This window comes from Marinobacter gelidimuriae (genome assembly GCF_000372805.1).
Lineage (GTDB): Bacteria > Pseudomonadota > Gammaproteobacteria > Pseudomonadales > Oleiphilaceae > Marinobacter > Marinobacter gelidimuriae.
In genome coordinates this window covers 1-17,495 of record NZ_KB889913.1, presented here as the reverse complement: position 1 = coordinate 17,495, position 17,495 = coordinate 1, and the positions used below count along the sequence as shown (strand labels likewise).

At 54.1% G+C, this 17,495-nt stretch carries 11 protein-coding genes and 1 pseudogene; 2 read left to right on the top strand and 10 right to left on the bottom strand.

Annotated features, from left to right (window positions below; genetic code table 11):
- From A3OI_RS0114590 to A3OI_RS0114565, 6 genes are all read right to left on the bottom strand, one after another.
- On the bottom strand, positions 1 to 930 hold a 930-nt coding region (locus tag A3OI_RS0114590; RefSeq protein ID WP_018404995.1), incomplete at its 3' end, for an IS66 family transposase.
- A gap of 397 nt (positions 931 to 1,327) precedes the next feature.
- Positions 1,328 to 1,663 carry a hypothetical protein gene (locus A3OI_RS0114585; protein WP_018404994.1) on the bottom strand — a complete coding sequence of 112 codons (336 nt, stop codon included), beginning with the start codon at positions 1,661 to 1,663 and terminating at the stop codon, positions 1,328 to 1,330.
- A gap of 95 nt (positions 1,664 to 1,758) precedes the next feature.
- Positions 1,759 to 2,133, bottom strand: a complete 375-nt coding sequence (locus A3OI_RS0114580) for a hypothetical protein (protein ID WP_155903153.1) — start codon at positions 2,131 to 2,133, stop codon at positions 1,759 to 1,761.
- 84 nt (positions 2,134 to 2,217) lie between these two features.
- Positions 2,218 to 5,277: a hypothetical protein gene (locus A3OI_RS0114575; RefSeq protein WP_018404992.1), complete on the bottom strand. Its 3,060-nt coding sequence runs from the start codon at positions 5,275 to 5,277 to the stop codon at positions 2,218 to 2,220.
- Between the two features lie 51 nt (positions 5,278 to 5,328).
- A complete protein-coding gene (gene rdgC / locus A3OI_RS0114570; protein ID WP_018404991.1) occupies positions 5,329 to 6,201 on the bottom strand; it encodes a recombination-associated protein RdgC in 873 nt (290 codons plus the stop codon).
- A gap of 98 nt (positions 6,202 to 6,299) precedes the next feature.
- Positions 6,300 to 8,462 (bottom strand): ATP-dependent helicase, encoded by a 2,163-nt coding sequence (locus A3OI_RS0114565; RefSeq protein WP_228702995.1) that lies wholly within the window; start codon positions 8,460 to 8,462, stop codon positions 6,300 to 6,302.
- Positions 8,463 to 8,543: 81 nt separating this feature from the next.
- Between A3OI_RS0114565 and A3OI_RS0114560 the strand changes: the two genes are divergently transcribed.
- On the top strand, positions 8,544 to 10,436 hold the full coding sequence (locus tag A3OI_RS0114560; protein ID WP_018404989.1) for a DNA primase: 1,893 nt from the start codon (positions 8,544 to 8,546) through the stop codon (positions 10,434 to 10,436).
- On the opposite strand, the gene A3OI_RS0114555 is transcribed toward A3OI_RS0114560, so the two are convergent.
- The 4 genes and pseudogenes from A3OI_RS0114555 to A3OI_RS0114535 form a co-directional block, all read right to left on the bottom strand.
- Entirely contained in the window at positions 10,400 to 13,987 is a 3,588-nt protein-coding gene (locus A3OI_RS0114555) for a DEAD/DEAH box helicase (protein WP_018404988.1), read from the bottom strand. The two genes, A3OI_RS0114560 and A3OI_RS0114555, sit on opposite strands and share 37 nt — an antisense overlap.
- A 68-nt stretch (positions 13,988 to 14,055) precedes the next feature.
- Entirely contained in the window at positions 14,056 to 14,958 is a 903-nt protein-coding gene (locus A3OI_RS0114550; protein WP_018404987.1) for a hypothetical protein, read from the bottom strand.
- A 208-nt stretch (positions 14,959 to 15,166) separates the two neighbouring features.
- Positions 15,167 to 16,150, bottom strand: a pseudogene (locus A3OI_RS24005) (putative bifunctional diguanylate cyclase/phosphodiesterase).
- A 304-nt stretch (positions 16,151 to 16,454) separates the two neighbouring features.
- A complete protein-coding gene (locus A3OI_RS0114535; protein WP_018404984.1) occupies positions 16,455 to 16,742 on the bottom strand; it encodes a zinc ribbon domain-containing protein in 288 nt (95 codons plus the stop codon).
- A 152-nt stretch (positions 16,743 to 16,894) separates the two neighbouring features.
- On the opposite strand from A3OI_RS0114535, the gene A3OI_RS20360 reads away from it, so the two are divergent.
- A partial coding sequence (locus A3OI_RS20360; protein WP_177313717.1) for an IS1 family transposase occupies positions 16,895 to 17,495 on the top strand: 601 nt, incomplete at its 3' end.

The window sequence follows — 17,495 nt, the reverse complement described above, 5'->3', positions numbered from 1 at the left end:
CCATGCCCTCTCCAGCTCTCGAAGAGGGTGCGCATTGCACAGGGAATGGGTGCACGCGTAACGGTAGTACGGCTTCCAATGATCGTGACACAACACTCCGTTGAAGAAGGGCAAGACGCCCATCTCGTCCATGGCCTCGGTGCCACGCTTGGTGTGGGGGTAGAGCAGCGTCAATGCGCTATTGGACGCGCAGTGCAACCAGTGGCGCTTCCCGTCCAGGTTGATGCCGGTCTCATCAACATGCATGAGATCAGACTTGGCGAGCTGAGCTTTCGCCCACTGCTCGAAATGATCCAGCTTCTCGTAAGCCTCTTTGTTGAAATTGAAGACAGAGCCAGCACTGACCGGAATGCCCATCTGCTCCTGAAAGTGGTCACGGATTCGGTCATAAGGCAACAGCTGAAACTGCGACATATAGACCGCATTGGCCTTGAGGCCGATGCCATACTGAACCGACCGATTGACCCTATCCGGAAAGGCAGCAACAAATCGATTTCCCTGATCGTCTTTAATAACCTGTGCTCGGTATTCAGTCACGAATCGCGCGATATCAATATCGATGACCTGCCGTGTTTCATAACCGTCCTCTTGATACCGCCGTCCTTTTGGCAGAGAGCGTCGATCGACTTTCAGCGCTTTCACGGCATCAGGATCATCGACTGGCCGCAAGGTGGTTCCGATACGCCCCTTCTGTCCGCCAGGCTTGCTATTGCTGGAACCCTTTCTGGAAGATTTGTCACGGTTCGGATCCGTTGAGGGCGGCTTACGACTATTTTTACTATTGAGCGTCGTGCGGTTGAGCAGTAGCGCCACCAAAACGAGCAGCACTTCCAGAGCGGCCTTGAGTGAAGGCGACAGGTCACGCTCTTTCTCAAGAAGGTTCTTGACGGAGGCGATTGCCGAATCAACGTCGATAGTGTCTATTTTCAATGTCTGTCCGCACCGGAATGGCTTTGTAAGACAGCCATTATCGCACGGGTTTTCAGGGCGACATTTTTGGCTCTGAGCGCTCTTATACGGCGATTAAAAAACCGGGGCTGCCCCGTGATCGTCATCGATCATTACAGCCCTTCAGCGGACATCATAGCGCTGGCTATGGCCTGTCTGGCTGCATCGGTGCGTATACCGACAAGATGAAAAGATTCAGGCAAAAACCCTGTCAAGAACTTTCACAGGTTTTTTGAGCTGAATAGTTACAGATTTATAATGTCGGCGCATGCTACCAAAGTCTAAGCTCCATTAATGCCCTGTAATCATAAAGCGATGTAAAAGCTTGCAGAACCTGTTTATTTCGAGTTAATAATTTGGCTAATTTCGTGCATCGACGCTAGTTGGAAGGGCCTGTATCCGGATCGTCATTTATTTTTTCAGAGGCGCGCTCGTGCATTACCTGTGCGAAAATATCCGCCTTAAGCGGAAAATCCGTGGCGCCCTTCAGAAAACTGTGCGTTTCATGGCCGCTCGCCTGGCCGTTTTCGGCACCTTGACTCAGTAAAGCAGCCTTTAATTCCGGGTTCATCCGGGATGAGGCTTTAGAAAAGGCCTTACTGGCGACGTCGAGCGTTAACGCTCCGTTTTCAGGGCCGACCAGAAACACACGGGCCCCTGGTTGTTCCAGTTGTTTTGTGATGGTGGTCAGATATTCTCGGTCACTGGGTGTCATGTGGCTTCTCCCAAAATCTTTGGTACCTGGCGGTAGCATTTCCTTATCTCCACGCTGATCGAATCAAGTAGCTTAGCGCTGCCTTGTCTCATACGCTACACCTCGGCCAGTGTATCTGTGTAATCATGAAACACGGAAACGGACACTTCCCATTCATGACGAACCGGCGCTGGCGGGCTGCTGTCATCGAGATCAACCGCCATGATCGTGAGCTTTCCTGAGTGTTTTAAAAACAGATGTACTCGATCGGCTATCTCATCCTCCGCTTTCCAAAACGTCATCACTTCATCGCCACCCAGCGCCATAATGAGGGCTTGTGGTGATCGCTCACCGTGCGCGTATCGCAGATAACTCACCGCCATTGGCTGAGCACCACTAACGGGCCATGGGTTAATCGCCCAACAGACCGAAGTAATTTTACCTGCAGGGTTCTCCTTAATACTAACGGTGCCTTCTGCAACAACACTCATTGGCTCTCAACCTCTATTGGCAATCTATGGGAATGCACGTTGATCACCTGCGCTTCCATTTGTGACACATACCTGCGAGCCCATTCAGCATTCATTCGCCAGTTGCTGAATTAAATCGCCAATGTTCTCGTCATCACCATCGGTGTCGTCGGCATCGGCCATCCGATTTTCAAGCTCTTTCTTTATCGAGCCACCGCCATACTTCGATGCAAGTAGGCGCAATGCCTTTTCTGTTCCGTGTTGCTCGTACATCAGGCCTCGCATCTGCCGGTCTACCGCTTCGGTGGTGATTAGCCACAGGTAAATAGGCCCATCTGTCATTAATACATGCTGGGCCTGATTGCCATCCCGCGTGCGAAAAATCATGAACGCTTCCGCACCACGTGACGATGGCGGCCGGATTCGACGAATAACCCCCATCTGAGCTGGGGTCAGATCAAACCTTGTGGACACCATATCAGCTTCCTCTTTGCCCATGTTGCCCGCACCGAGGATTACGACCGTACTGGACAGCTTAATGCTCTGGTCCGTGTGATGCTCGAACAACTGCGAGGCCACCATGATGTCCACCAGGTTTTTCCGGCCCTCGGCAATCAGGCTATCCACCTGGTTCTGGGCGCTGGGTATTTTTGAGAACCGCTGACGTTCATCCATAGAAAAGCGTTTACGTGCCGTCTTCAACTGCTTGGCGCGTCGAGCGTGAAACAGCTGGTATTGTTTGGGGACGATCTTGACGTAATCTTCGTGAAAGAAAAAATCTCTCGTAAGAATATCGTAACCCACAAAGAACGCTATTGAGGCTTTCCACTTGGCGCGTTCAGTCTGCTCACGGGGCACGATGTCTTCCATGTCCAATGAGATGACCCGCGAATCGCCCATTTCGAACTTTGTCTCACCACACAGCATCGGGAACATCTCGATCGCTTCGCGGATTGCCCGGGAAAACAACTTCAGTACGGGAATACCATTGACCTCATCCGGGTAGTCGTCGCGCATTTCCTCGGCAGATATAATGCCAATCAGGTCCTGAAGAATCGGCATCGCTTTACGGTGGGCGATGTAAGCCGCTCTCGTTTCGCCTTTGGCAAACAACTCATTTCGAATCTCGTGCCATGTCGAGACCTCATCCACCTCAATTCTCAGCTCCGCCACTTTTTCGTTCACCAGGGTGTTACCGGATTCGTGAAAAACCTTCGCCCGGTCCCCGCCGTTTTTGGCGGAGGCGAACTTTTCAAACATTTTGCTGATCGCTGAGGACACCAGCCCGGGCAGTTGCGCCTCTACTGCTGGGTCTCCCTGCATGGAGTAGGCGATGGTCATCAACAGGTTTCCCAGGAACTCCTGATGGTTTGGCAGCGGAAATTCCAGCCCCAGCGGCGTATCAAACGGATTGAATTGATATTCTGGCGTATTCTGGATTCGAATATAGCGTGCTAGGTGTTGTCGATCGGGGCCAAGGCTGGCCTTCAGCATATCGATGATCGACCGCGAACTGGGGCCTATATCAAGGCAGCGCAAAAACGGCAACTCCGGTTCCGGGGCTGGCGTTAACAGGAAGTAAAGGTTCAGCGTATTGAGCGCGGTGGACTTACCGTAGCCCATTGGGCCGACCAGCAGTGTAACCCAGGCATTTTGACGTGAGCTGGTTTGCTGATAATGAATGAATCGACCATCGTTGGTTCGTAACACCACGTTGCCATCGCGGGACGTCCAGCTCGTGGTTGGTCTGAACAAGGGCAACAGACCCACACCGTCCGGCAGGGGCGGTGCCATAATGGCGCCCAACGGATGATCGTATAGACCGGCATGGGTTGAAAGAGCGCCCTCAATAGGAGCCGCAAACGCGTCTGTTGTCTGGCAACCGCCCCAGCTCTGGAGTGCCCGGTTCAATTTGGTGCCCCGCTCCGTAATCTCTTGCAGATCAATGGTCGCGCCGTTTTTTTGACTGTGTGACATTTTCAGCGGCGCCCATGTACAGGCACTCACATACAGCCCGGGCACCACGCCGTTGGATTTCTGCTCGTAGTCTATCAGGGCTTCGTGGGCTTTCTTGACCTGTGCGTTGGCACTCGATGCCCAGGGAAACGTCTTAGCAAGAGCGGTGTTCAGATAGTCCACCCCGGTACCGGATCCGGTAAATGAAAATGTAATCCGGAAGGGTAGCCGCATCGCTGATGCCTGCTGAACCAGTCGATCAAACGTTTCCGGCTCAGTTGGCCCCATTGACAGAGCTACCGCATAATGGATTCGGTTACCCAATACTGCATATTTTAACCCTATTGTCTGAGGGATACTGCCAAACAGCTGCTCACCAAAGACCGGGGGCATCATGAAATCGGCATTAGAGAGATTCTGGCGTTTGGGGTTGGTCGGTACTCGAATGTCCTGCATGAAATCAGCGGCAATGCGGGGTGCCCAGTTTGGAGCCGAGCCAGGTTCAGTAATCTGCTTGGCGGATTTCAGGTAATCGCGCACCGAAATCGTAGATGTAAGCAGACTGACGTCTTTCAAGGACGATAAATTGGCCAGGTTGTGCATAAACGACTGCACCATCGTGCGGTGTTTGACCCTCAGTTGGGGGAACGCCAGATCGTTCAACAATGCTTCGGCCGTATCAGGCCAGGTACCCATCACTTCGGTCCGTTCGGCCACCTGTCCTTTCATCTCGGCCTTATGGATCGCCGCCGGCGTGGTGTAAAGCGCAATGTAGGTATTCTCAACCTGGCAGAATTCGGCCATTTTCTGCGCCTTTTCCTCAACGATCGCGCTGACGAAACTCCCAAGGCCAAGTCGCTTGCCGGTGGATTCAGTTTGCCGGAGCGTATTTCTGCAATAGTCGTAAGCCTGATCCGGATCGAACTCATAGGAAATTGCAATCTGATGACCGGCAGGACGAATGATATCGCGCCCCATGACCTCCGCAATTTCATTGATAACCGATTTAAGCTCTTCGCCATAGAGATTTGACGTCAACCCTTTCAGGTACAGAACTGTCACCAGTGTCCCATCCCGGGTTACAAATGTCTCATCGTCATCAGTGGTTGCCAGATCAATGAATTCCCGCGGATTGGTTCGCCATACAGCCTTGTGGGCATAGGTTAGAAGGGCGTCCAGATTATCTACTACTCGATCAATAAAGCGCATGTTTAGTCCAGTCTCTGCTGATAATTAAAGCTGGTGACTGGAATATCGGTCTCATCGGCGCACAGCGCGATCGATCGCGCTCAGGCATTGCTTGAGTTCCAGGGCCCATAAGGTGTATCGGTGCACCAGGTCGTCTTCCGCCTCCGGAGTACCGTGAATTTTAATGCTCTTGAGGCTGTTATCGTGGGTAAGATTGAAGCTGACCGATTCTGAGGCCAGCTCGAGTTCAACAACGGTCCGTCGCTCAATCACTGCGGCCAGATCCGGCTGTGACAGTTCTTCATGGGCAATGCTCACTGTGGCCTTGATCTCCATGGGGTCCACCGCTTTGACCTGGCCACCAATCGAAAACCCATCCGGTGGGCTTGCCTGACCGGTCATCCATGCCGCCATCCAGGTTGTGAGATCCAGGCCCACCCAAAGAATCTCAGGTTCAATGTTGATTCCAGTGCGGCGAATCAGTTTAATGATGTCGCTGCACGCCCCATCAGAGGCTGCGCCTATCCACATTTGTTGAGTGTCGGTGTCTATCACCACAGGGAAAGCTGTTTCTTTCTGAAGCGCCTTGCCCAGCCGCTCTAGGTAGATCTCATCCTTGACCGTCCTGATTTCTTTTTTGGTCAACGGTTCCGACTGGCGCTCATTCAGTGCACGCACCCGTTTACGGGTTTCACGCTTCACTGCATCGACCGGGACAATCCTTTTCATTCGGAGCAGTTCGAAGAATTGCAGTCGCCCGCTATCGAGGTTTAATACGAAAGCCTCATCGGAGTTTTCGCGCCCCTCAAACGGTTTGAACCCCAGGTGTTGCGTCTCCTGGAACTCACACTCTCGTGCGGGATATTTCTGGGCCACCTTGCGAAGCTCATCCAGGCTCGGTACCGATTCGGGCTTGAGCTGATAAGGTCTGAGTTGTTTGAACATCGCCTGGGACTCTCCAACAGATGCGGCATGGGTGAGGGACGTTTCTTTAACGACATTCACAGTATGCCACGGGCACCGCCGGATCTTACGGGCGATGTTCAGCCCATGCCAAACGCTGAGAACGGTTCCATGGAGTCCTCGATCTCAGCCCGAACGGGCGCTGGACGACCGCCTTCGAGAATCTGTTCCTGTTCAGGTGTCAGTGTCAGATTCATTTCGGACACGAAGGGCGAGATCTCCAGGGCAGCGGGTTCGGAGCCTGGAAAATGATAGAGGTTGGCGTGATATAGCGTTAGCGTGTCGGCTGCTCGAGTGGCGGCGACATAGGCAAGCCGACGTTCCTCTTCCGGGCGGCCGCCATCATCGTCCTGGTCGTCTGCGGCTTTGGCTGTCGTTTTCGGTGCGACCCGGCCACTGATCTTGTCGGGTTCAAAGGGCATCAGGCCATCCGAATACCCGGCCACCATCACATGAGACCACTCCAATCCTTTTGATCGGTGAATGGTACTCAGCGTGATGCGCTCACACTCGTCCTGACTAGCGACATGATCGGAAATCGGGCCTTCCATCAGATAATCCATGTAACACTCAGGCTTGCTCTTATCAATCTCATCAACCAATTGATCCAGATTCTCGGACCGTTTTAGCCGTAACGTATCGTCCTTTTCCCGGTCCAGAATTTTCATCGGACCATCCTTCATCCATTGAGCCAGCCGGCGCACCTGCTCAAGTTGCGTCATGTTGCCCGAATTTCCGTGTGTGTGATCGATAGCCCCCACCATGAACTGCTGGAGTAGGTCGCCACCCTTGCCGAATTGCCGAGGCGCTTCGTGGATAGCGAGAGTCAGCAAGTTTTCGTTATCTTCCTTGAGGCTGTCGATCACATCACTCATGCCTTTTTTCCCAAGACCGTCGATGTACGGCTGGAGCGTTTTGATGGCTTGCCAGTCGTCGAATTTAGTGACGACCCGAACGATCGCCATTGCTGCCTGAATCTCTGCCCGTTCATAAAAGCTCATGCCACCCACAACGGTGTAGGGAATACCGGATTTCTTGAGCTCCGGTTCCAGTAGGGTTGTCATGCGGTTGGTGCGATACAGAATCGCAATGTCGTTGGGATTGGCCCCACCCTGAACGAGATCGCTCACCTGTGCCACGATCGCTCGCGCCATATCCCGATCCCGGCGCGACACATGAATGGCTGGGTCAGCGCCATCTTTATTGTCGGAGTAAGGCTTCTTGGGGAGGCGGGAATTGTTGTGGCTTATCAGGTGTGCGGCAGACTCAACGATCCGTGAGTGCGATCGGAAATTCTGTTCCATCCGGGCTACAGGGGCGTTAAAATCCTTTATAAAGCGACGCAGATTGGCGACACGTGCGCCCCGCCAGCCATAAATGCTTTGATCGTCATCTCCAACCATAACCACGTTGCCGTGCGACCGACCAATCGAACGAACCATCAAATATTGCGCCAGATTGGTATCCTGAGACTCGTCCACCATCATGTGCTGATGGATGTTCCCGATGCCTTCGGCAATCTTGGGGTATTTAACCAGTATCCGAGTGGGTAGCAACAGCAAGTCGTCGAAATCCACGTACCCCCCTTCTCGCTTGTACTTCTCGTAGGCGGTCATGGTTTCAGCAGACAGCCGGTCATTCATGGAGACCTTGCTGTAATTCGGGGTCGAGCCGGTTTTTTTTGCGCGGGCTTTTTCTATCTCTACCAATGCATCGGAGACGTTACCCGGACATACACAGTCCTGTTTGAGTAGCGACCAGATGCTGGCGGCTGACTTGATCGCTTTACGCAACTCTTTCGGATCAACATTGTGCTTATCGGACAGTTCTTTACCGATCTCATTCAGCAGTCGTTTCTGTTCATTTTGAGCCAGAATTGCCCAGTCCTGATCCTGGGTCAGGCCGAAAAGATCCTTGTACTGGCGCATGAAGCGATAGCCGAAACCATGAAACGTATCCACTATCACCTCCTCACCATCGAGCCCATACCGGTCCACAAGCCTGGTTCGGATTTCTTTCGCGGCCTTGCGTGAGAACGTAATCATTTGAATCGATCGCGCGGTTATACCCTGGTCCAGCAAATGACCGACCCGGGCAACCAGGGTGGCCGTTTTACCGGCCCCGGCTCCGGCCAATACAATAAGCGAGCCGTTCACATGCTGGGCAATCTTTTCCTGATTTCTCGTGAGTTTTATATCAACCTTGCGCATGTTATCCGGTAGTCGCTCCTGGATTGTGGTCACACGTTCCTCCGAATGTTTCAGTCTGTGATACTTTATACGATCATTCTGCCACAAATTTTACCAAGCCCCAGGAACTGCGCCGTGTCCGCAAGCAATACGTCTACTTTGGTCAACTTTCAGGATGCAGCGCCACTGATAAAGGAACGCCTGCCATTGAGTCAGCTGGTCCGCGAAGCCGGCGTGAATCTCAAGTTGAAGGGCAGAGAGCAGGTCGGTTTGTGTCCCTTTCACGACGAATCAACGCCTTCGTTTTCGGTAAACGACGAAAAGGGTCTGTATTTTTGCCGGGGTGAATGCGGTGCCCGAGGCGACGTGATCAGCTTTTTTTCCGAATACCACGGCGTCGAGCCAGGCGAGGCCATTGCTCTTTTATCACGCCGGTTGAGCATCAATTTGAGTCAGGATCAGCCGACCTCAAAAAAACCCCAGCAGGCGAGCCCGCAACACAAGGACGCGCTGCAGGAATTTCACGATTGCGTTGCCAAAGAAGCTTTCCGCGAGCTGATGGCGCGCTGGCCTGATCCGAAAGACCCGATTACCCAATACCTGCACTCAAGAGCGATCACCGAAACCGACGTGCGGCGGTACCGCCTTGGGTTTATTCCGGGGGACGGGCCGTTTCATGAATGGGTCGGCGGTCTGCCTCTGCCCTCGATTACGCAAACTGAACGAATCCGACTGGCCCAGCTCTCAGGCTTCCTCTACAACCGCCAGACACACTCGGCCTTTCAGGACCGTTTGTTGTTTCCGATCATCAATCGGGGAGGGCGCGTATGCGCCTTCAGTGGGCGCGTGATTCCAGCGCTGGCGCCGGAAACCAATAACGGTCGCGGGGGTGACAAATATCGCAACTCTCCGGAGACGCCTCTGTTCGATAAATCACAGGTGCTCTATGGCCTGACGCCTTCTCAGGACGTCATGCGTGATCCGGACACTGCCGGTTTATGGCGAAGCTGTCTCAGCCAACCGGTCTGTTACCTGGTCGAAGGCTATACCGATGTCATCGCCATGGGTTCAGCAGGGTTCATGACGACGGCTGCCATGGGCACCGCCGTGACCGAGGCGCAGATGCGCCAACTGTTAGCCAGATTCGATAAACTCCTTGTACTCATGGACGGAGATCAGGCGGGGCGCAAGGCCATGCACAAAATCATGCTTCTCGCCCTGCCATTGTTGAAAGCAGGCCAGCGGATACAGGGTGTCTTGCTGAGTAAAGGCGATGATCCCGATACTCTGGTTCAGAGATTTGAGCACCACCGCAAACACATCAAACAGTATCTGGCTACCTGTCAGCGAATCACACCGGAGATGGTTTGGTTCAGCGCTTTTATAGGAGATGTTGAAACTCCCCTTAGCGTTGGTGATCAGGTCCGCATCGAGCGAGCCCTGGCGATCGATGGTGCTCCGAAAGACCCGCTGTGGCGACTGGCGCTGGGCCGATACGTTGAATCCCGTTGCGGGTATGCTCCGGGTATCCTGCAGTCGGGACGGATGGGGCGACTGGACGATGATATCCGCTCCGACATGAGTGAACTGGACAACACTCGTTTCTGGTTAATTCGACTGGGCCGTGCGCCGTATCTCATACTTCCCCTGTGTCGTCATTATCAACGGCGCTGGTGGTTTCGTGATACCGTTCGTGGGTTGCTCGCCTCATCCGGTGAAGTCCCACAGGGGTTACGATTGATTTTCCGGGCTGCACACACACTCAACCATACCAACAGCGAGTCCCTGGATGACTGGCCGTCTCTGGTTGCCCGTTTATTGGATTCAGGTTACCCCTCACTGTGGTTGCAACAGTGGTCGTCGACGCTTTCCGTTAAAACCAGCTCTACCGACTCTGCGTATCAAACCGAGACCGTCAACGAGGCGCTTTGGAGTGATGAGTGGCGGGATTTGCTGGACAGCCTCGACACCCGATTAAACGACGCCCTGCATCAAGCGGTCATTGCGGCGTCATTCATTAATGACTGAATCTGGTAGAGATCGAGGATGCGCTGCCACTGCTGTCTTGAATGACTCTGTATCGCGATGGACTGGCTTGGTGCCGGGTGACACAGCCACGAGCGGTCCGCCCGGAATGCCAAATTCTGATCCGGAAGGATGACACCGTTAGCAAAGGAACCGGATACATAGTGAATGTCGATGCCGTGGCTTTTCAGTGTTTCCATGGCATCAAACAGAACACGGTTATCCGGCGAAGCGGCAATCGATGCCTGACTTAACACCCAGACAACCTGTGCCCCGCGACGGGCGGCACGAATGCATTGATTGCCGATCGCCTGAACGGATTTTTTGTCCACGTCGCTCGCCAAAACCACTACGGCCTGTATGTTTTCGTCCGTCAAAGCCATCGTTAACGCTGACGGCTGGCCTTCCAAGACCGTTTTTACCAGGGCGTCCTTACCATAAACTTCACGGATGCTGTCGAGCGCCGGAGGCGCAATACCGCCCACCGTTCTATGTTCCAGTTGCGGCCACGATAGTCTGTGCCCATATTCAATGCAGTGGGCCGCCAATAAACGGCTTGGCCGCCCTGCTTGAACCAATACGTCCAGATCGCCGGCGACCACAAGGCTGTCCATGGCCCGTGACACGGCAACATTCAACATCGATTGCTTCTCATCGAAAAACAATGGACGTCCAACCGGCTCCGACCCGTAGGTAAGGGATAACAACACAATCGGATACTGCGCCCCCTGAGTTGCATGCACTGTGCCAACGGTGATGTTGTGATCCTTGCCAATGTGCAGATTCAGTTGTTGCTCGATGCGCTGAGCCTGCGCCCGAAACGGGGCAATGATTGCCAGGCATTCTGAGATCGGCTGTTTGTACGCCACTTCTATCGTTGCCCGGTTCTCAGCAACCCATAATGCCAGCAAGGTGGCTTCCAGTGTGTTTACGCGGCTGCCGTTCACTCGAGTATCTGTACCAGGAACATCCAGGTAATTGATGGCATGCAGTGGAGAAGGGCTCGTATCACTCCGTCGTGACTCGATCCGTCCCTCGTAGGCCAATTTATTGCAGAAATCGAAGATCGCTGGGACGCATCGCCGGTGCTCCGTCAACCACAGACCTTCGAGGGCACCGTTGTTGCTTTCATAGGCACTGACTCTCTGCACCATCGAGAGAATGTTACCTTCACTTGTGCTGGCACCGGATCGGGAAATCCGGTCGTTCTTGATACTGATGATCTCGTTGCGCTGAATCAACCCCGACGCTATTCGGTTGCCTGTATCTTCCCTGCCCTCGATTGACCAGACCGGCTCCAGTTGGGCGACGTCACCCACCACGACCGCTCTTCGCGCCAACGCCATAGATGCCATCGCCACATCCGGAGCGCATTGTCCCGCCTCATCAACAAACAGCCAGTCGATATGGTTAAACAGCGGCAATTCCGCTTGTCGCGCCACATCCCAATAACTGAACACCTTCGGTAAACGATGCAACGTGCAAATCGTCACTGGTGCCAGCAGTGAGCGGCGTAACAGCTGGGCCTCGACGCCTTCCTTTGTGCGCTTATCCCGCTGGCCCTGCCCGTGTTCTGACATCGCTTTAAGCCACTGGCCTTCACGGATATGTAAGGCCAGCCAGAACCAGCGGTGCCTGGCCGTCATCTGCAGATGCTGATCCAGTACCGGTATTAGTGCCTTCATGACCCCTTGGCTCAGCAGCAAACGAAAGCTGGTCTGCGCCTGCGTGCGAAGCTCCGTGGCTTTCGCTTTGAGTTTGCGGATCGTGTCGGACAGGGTCTCGGGCTCTGTGCTTTTGTCGACACTGAGTCGTTGCAATCGAAATCGTATCACCGGTTGCGCCCACTGCCGGGATGCGAACGGGCGCATCACTCGCAACGTGCGATCTGTCCGCCAGAGGTCATTCAATGTCTCATTGGCCTTTGCGGCTTCCAGCGACAGTGCATCACCCTCGCTTAGTTGTTCCGCCACAGCAACGATCTCAGCGTGGGCATTCTCCCAGCAGTGCCTGCACTCACTCGACAGACCAAATCCAAACCTGTCCCATTGATCGAACTGGCTCTGTGCGTTATCAATCCACTGGTGCACTTCTTTTGCGGTTTTGCATTGACGCAGACGCTTGGGCAGCGCCTGAACAAAGACTTGCTGCGATGCTTCGGCCTTGAGTCTCCGACTCAACGCCTGGGTGGCCGCGTCCATCGTCGCGATGGACGCGTCTCGGGTCGTTGTGCGGGCCTTTCGGACGAAGGACATACTGAGTTCCGTCAAATCCGCCGTGCGTTCCAGGCGCTCCATGTCCTCTTCGATCAGGTGTCCACGACTGCGGGCCGACTCCTGGGCAAAACGGGAGGCCTGATACAGCCCCAACGATGACCAGAAGGGAATCCAGCGTTGTTCAAGGTTGCGCCGGGATTCATCGAGCCAGGCGTTGCCTGCGGCATGGGTGTCGGGGTCCGGTAGCGCCATGGACGCCAGGGCGTTGGTGATGGCCTGATTGTTCGTGCTGGCAATGACGATCAGCGGCGGTTTGGCGTTGGTCAGTACCGCCTTGACGATCTGGCTGGCGATCAGATCCTGAAGCAGGGCGGTCTTGCCGGTCCCCGGAGGGCCGTTAATGGCTTGTGCTTCGCCTTCACGTAATTGTGAAGACGCATTCATGGCCTGGCGCTGATCGGGGCTGAGCTGGCGATTAGACTGTAACGTGCCCCATCGTGAGAGAAGATCGGGCAGGCGCTCCACACGGCTTGTCCGGTGCTCCGAGTCACCAGAAATAGGCGCAACAATGCGCTCAAACAGGGGAAGGTCCGGTATCAGAGTTTCAATGGCATCGTAGGTGCTCAGCAGGCTTTTGGTGGCGATGTCCGGCTGGCCTGCCGGTAACGCAACGCCATAGCCTAACCGCTCATAGCGCACGCCGGGGATCGGGTGGCGGGGGTCGGTTTCACAGACCTTGCTGAACAGGGCCTCAGCGTACTGAGCAACGTCCGCCAGCGTCCAGCGTTCGGATTGCTCGTCTTCCTGGTTGCCGGGGATATCCCAGTCAGGAAATCGGTTGGCCTCATAGAATACGTCAGCGCTATCGACATTGCCCAGGGTGACTGCGCCATGACCGGCAGGCTCCAGGCACTCACGCGAAAATCGGGGGCGACCGTGCGCCAACAGGCGTCCCTGCGGGTCGGCGTAAATCACCACGGAAATCGGTGTCAGGATATCCGGTGCCCACTGGTGGGTCTGGAGGCCGTGACGAACGCTCTCGGTGCGCCGGAACACAATCGGGTGCCAGATCAATGCCGTAAACGGCTCGTCCATAGCCCAGCCTACCAGGTCGTCCTGCGTTATTATCCTCGGGTCGTCCGGGTGAGGGTTCAGGTCTGTGGCAGGGTTGTCCGTGTGCAACGGGGTCTGTGCACTTTTTATGATGGGGGAGGGTAATTGTCGGAAGGGTTGCCGCTTCCATGCGGCACGGGTCAGCGAGCCTCGGCCCGCCTGGGCATCCGCCAGCGAGAAGGCAAAATAACGACATGCTTTCGCTTGCTGGGGATGCGAGGTCATTGACCTATGGGCCTTTCGTTATGCTTGGTTTAATGGCTCACAATACAGCTCTTAGGCACGTAGGGAGGTTAACATGGGGTGAGCTGCGGACTAGTAGGCAAACTACTTCTACTGTAAGTCCAGCTCTGTATTCTCTTACTAGTGGAGTCGGAAGAAGCATTGACACACGTGCCATTAACAGACTTTTCTTCTCTAACCAGTGTAACGACTTTATATCCCCTTTCAGTGGTAGTCGTGGTATAGCCCTTGCCCATCGTCGTTTTTTGATAAAGATAGGTGTCTTTATATACATAGGTCTTAGTTTGAACTTGAGTGCCGGTGTTAGCGCCTCCAAGATCCAGATTGGCGATATCACGGGTATTCCGGTTGGCTGTGGAGTCTGCATTCCCTGCCAGGCTATAGGCACTGTTGGCGCTATTGTTCGCCGTGTTCGCCAGGCTATAGGCGCTGTCCGCTCGAGCTTGCGCATTCCGGGCAGCCCGGTCCACACGTCCAAGTTTGCTATTGGTGGCGTTCAGGTCACTACCGACTGAGTTAATACTGGTGTTGAGATTATTAATTCGAGTGCCGTTGCTGCCTACGGTTCCGAGCAAGCTATTTATGCGCAGGTTGGTTGTCACGTCTTCGTTAAAGCGAGCGGTAGTCTCGGAGCTCAAATCTTGGCGAAGACTGACGACTTCGCTGTGTTCACCGATGCGTTGATCCAGGGTTTTAACCATTGCATTGCCGGTCGCTACAGCGGCTGAACCTGTGGCTGCAGTGTCGTCATTAGACTGGATGGATGAAACGCGGGGAACGCTGCGCTGCAGAATCGGCAGACGCTGACCATCTTCAATCTGCTGCTCAATCTCGGTGTTATAGTCCGGGCTGGCATCACTGCTTTCCGCGACGACCTGGGAGACTCCCAGCCCCAGGCTAAGCGCAACACCGAAAGTGAGCACCTTCGAGTGCTTTGACGTGGATAACTTCATATCATACTACTCCTCATGAGTTTTTACTTACACCGGCTCCGTGCACGACGCCTGGGCGTATGGTTAACGCGTTTTAACCTTACAGCCACGGCCTTCCTTTACTCAAGGTGCTGACACTGGCGGCCCGGTTTCGGTTTCTTTTGCACCACCTGACGTTTACTTTTGGTAACCTTCCTGCTGATTTATCACCTTTTCCTATTTTTTATCCTCATATAGCACTGTAGTCTGAAATGTATCGATTGAACTTTATAGGGCTCTTAGGGTACGCGAACAGGTGACCTTGGTACCGTTCGCACCCCATCTTCTGAAGGCATTCCACCTGGTTCTGGTTTTCGAATCCTTCAGCAATCACTGACAGTCCGAACATCCGCCCCAGCCCCAGTATTGTTTGTGTGATCACGTCGTCGTACTTCTGTGAGTCAACATTTTCGATAAACGATCGATCTATTTTGATTTCACTAATGGGCAGTTCTTTGAGGTAACTGAACGACGTATACCTTGTGCCGAAATCGTCCAGTGATATACGAACGCCCAGCTTATCTCAAGTCTCTCCAACGCCACACGTGCAGCGCTGAGGTTGTGCAGAACCGCGCTTTCGGTAATTTCTAGCTTGAGTTTGTCAGGCTTCGCCGGTCTGGGCTAATTCGGTGTAAATCTGTTCATACAATCCGGCATCATGGAGCTGCAACGGACTGATGTTGATTGCCAGTGTCAGATCGGGGAAAGGGGAGGGCATTGCGCTCCATTTTGCAAGTTGATGGCATGCCTGGGAAATGACAATTTTACCAAGCTGGTGAATCAACCCTATCTTTTCCGCTAGGGGGATAAACGTTCCCGGTGCAATGAAACCTATACCGGGTATTTCCCACCTAAGTAGGGCTTCCGCTCCCACGGGCCTGCCTTGTTCATCAACCTGGGCCTGATAGTGGAGTTCAAGTTCTCGGCTCTGGATCGCCCCCCGCAGTCGGGTTTCGAGTTCACGTTGTTGTCCAAAATCCAGGGCCAGGTGAGGCCGGTACAACCGAGAGCACCCACCGCCTAGCCGCTTGGCCTCTTTCAGTGCCAGTCCGGCCCTGTCCAGAACTGTGGTCTTCTCGGCCTGTTGCTCGGCAATTAACGCAACGCCGACACTCGCGCCAGTCCGATGTATCGTCTGGGTCTCCGTGCGTTGGAATTGGTAGGGGGCCTGCACACTCGTCTGTAGGCTTCTGGCGTATCGTAGGAAAAAATGTCCTGGGTCTTCTGTGCCATGAACTATTCGTGACTAAAGCCGTCGAGTTTCCGAAAGACAAGGATACTGCATCGTCCGTCGAGAATTTAGAGCATCACTGATCACTGCTTGAGAGTCAGAGCTTACACAATCTCCGCTTCCTGAAGACGCCAGTTCCTGCGCCTTTTCCCGTCGCACTTTGATGGTTCGAGGTGTTTTCCCTTTCGAGAACGCCTCACTTCGAACGTGCGTTATTCCGCGCTGCTTCATCACACAGGCAGCGTTGTCATCCGCGTTTGCAGCAAACCCACAACTCAGGCACTAGAACGTCGCTTGCGACGGTCGGTTGCCGGACGCGGTGTGGCCACATGTGAGAGCATTCTTGGCTGGAGTAGTGCGGTTTTACCCGCACCATCAGCTTGCCCCGCACCATCAGTTTGTATTCTGTAAATTGGCGGATCTGGCCCATGTTGACCGAATGAAGGGCTTTGTTGAGGCCGCGCTTCGCGCTGGCCCCGTTGGCCAGCCAGCGGCCGGTGTCTTCGCAGAGTTTCGCCTTGGGTTTGCGAACCATGTTGCTGATCTTGAGGTCTTCGAACGCCGCGATGAGCGGTGTTTTATCCGCTATTTGCTTGGAAATACGGTGCGAGTTATCGTTTTGGATATGGGCTATTTTCGGCGCTGTTGTGCTTACCTGTTGGTGGTCTACNCTTACTCCATACCTGAATGTATTTGGAGGCTACCGTGCAGCACGATGATTTCAACGACCTTCTACGCCGCGTTCCTGACTTCACCACCCCACAGCTGAAAAAGCTACGGCATCATATTGAAAAACGCGTCAAACTGGATGCTGTTTACGAGACGCTGACGGCCAGTGAAGAGGCGGTTACCCAGTGCCCTTATTGTCTGTCCAAGATGTTTATTCGCTGGGGATCATCCGGGAATGAGCGCCAGCGCTACCGCTGTAAACATTGCGCAAAGACCTTCAACGCGCTGGTGGGTAGCCCGCTGTACCGCATGCGTAAAGAAGAGCTCTGGCTAGAGTATGTGGAAACGATGCGCTATGGCCTATCCCTACGCAAAGCGGCCAAGGTGACCGGTGTCAGCCTACGCACGGCCTTTCGCTGGCGTCATGCCTTTCTAAGCAGTCCCAGAGATCATAAGGCTACGTCGTTGTCCGGCATCATCGAGGCCGACGAGACATTCCTGCCGGAGTCCTTCAAGGGAAAAAAGACGATGCCTCGGCCAGCCCGTAAACGTGGGGGCGGTAAGGTGACTCTGGTGCCCATCGCATTGGCGCTGGATCGCTCCGGACACATTACCCACC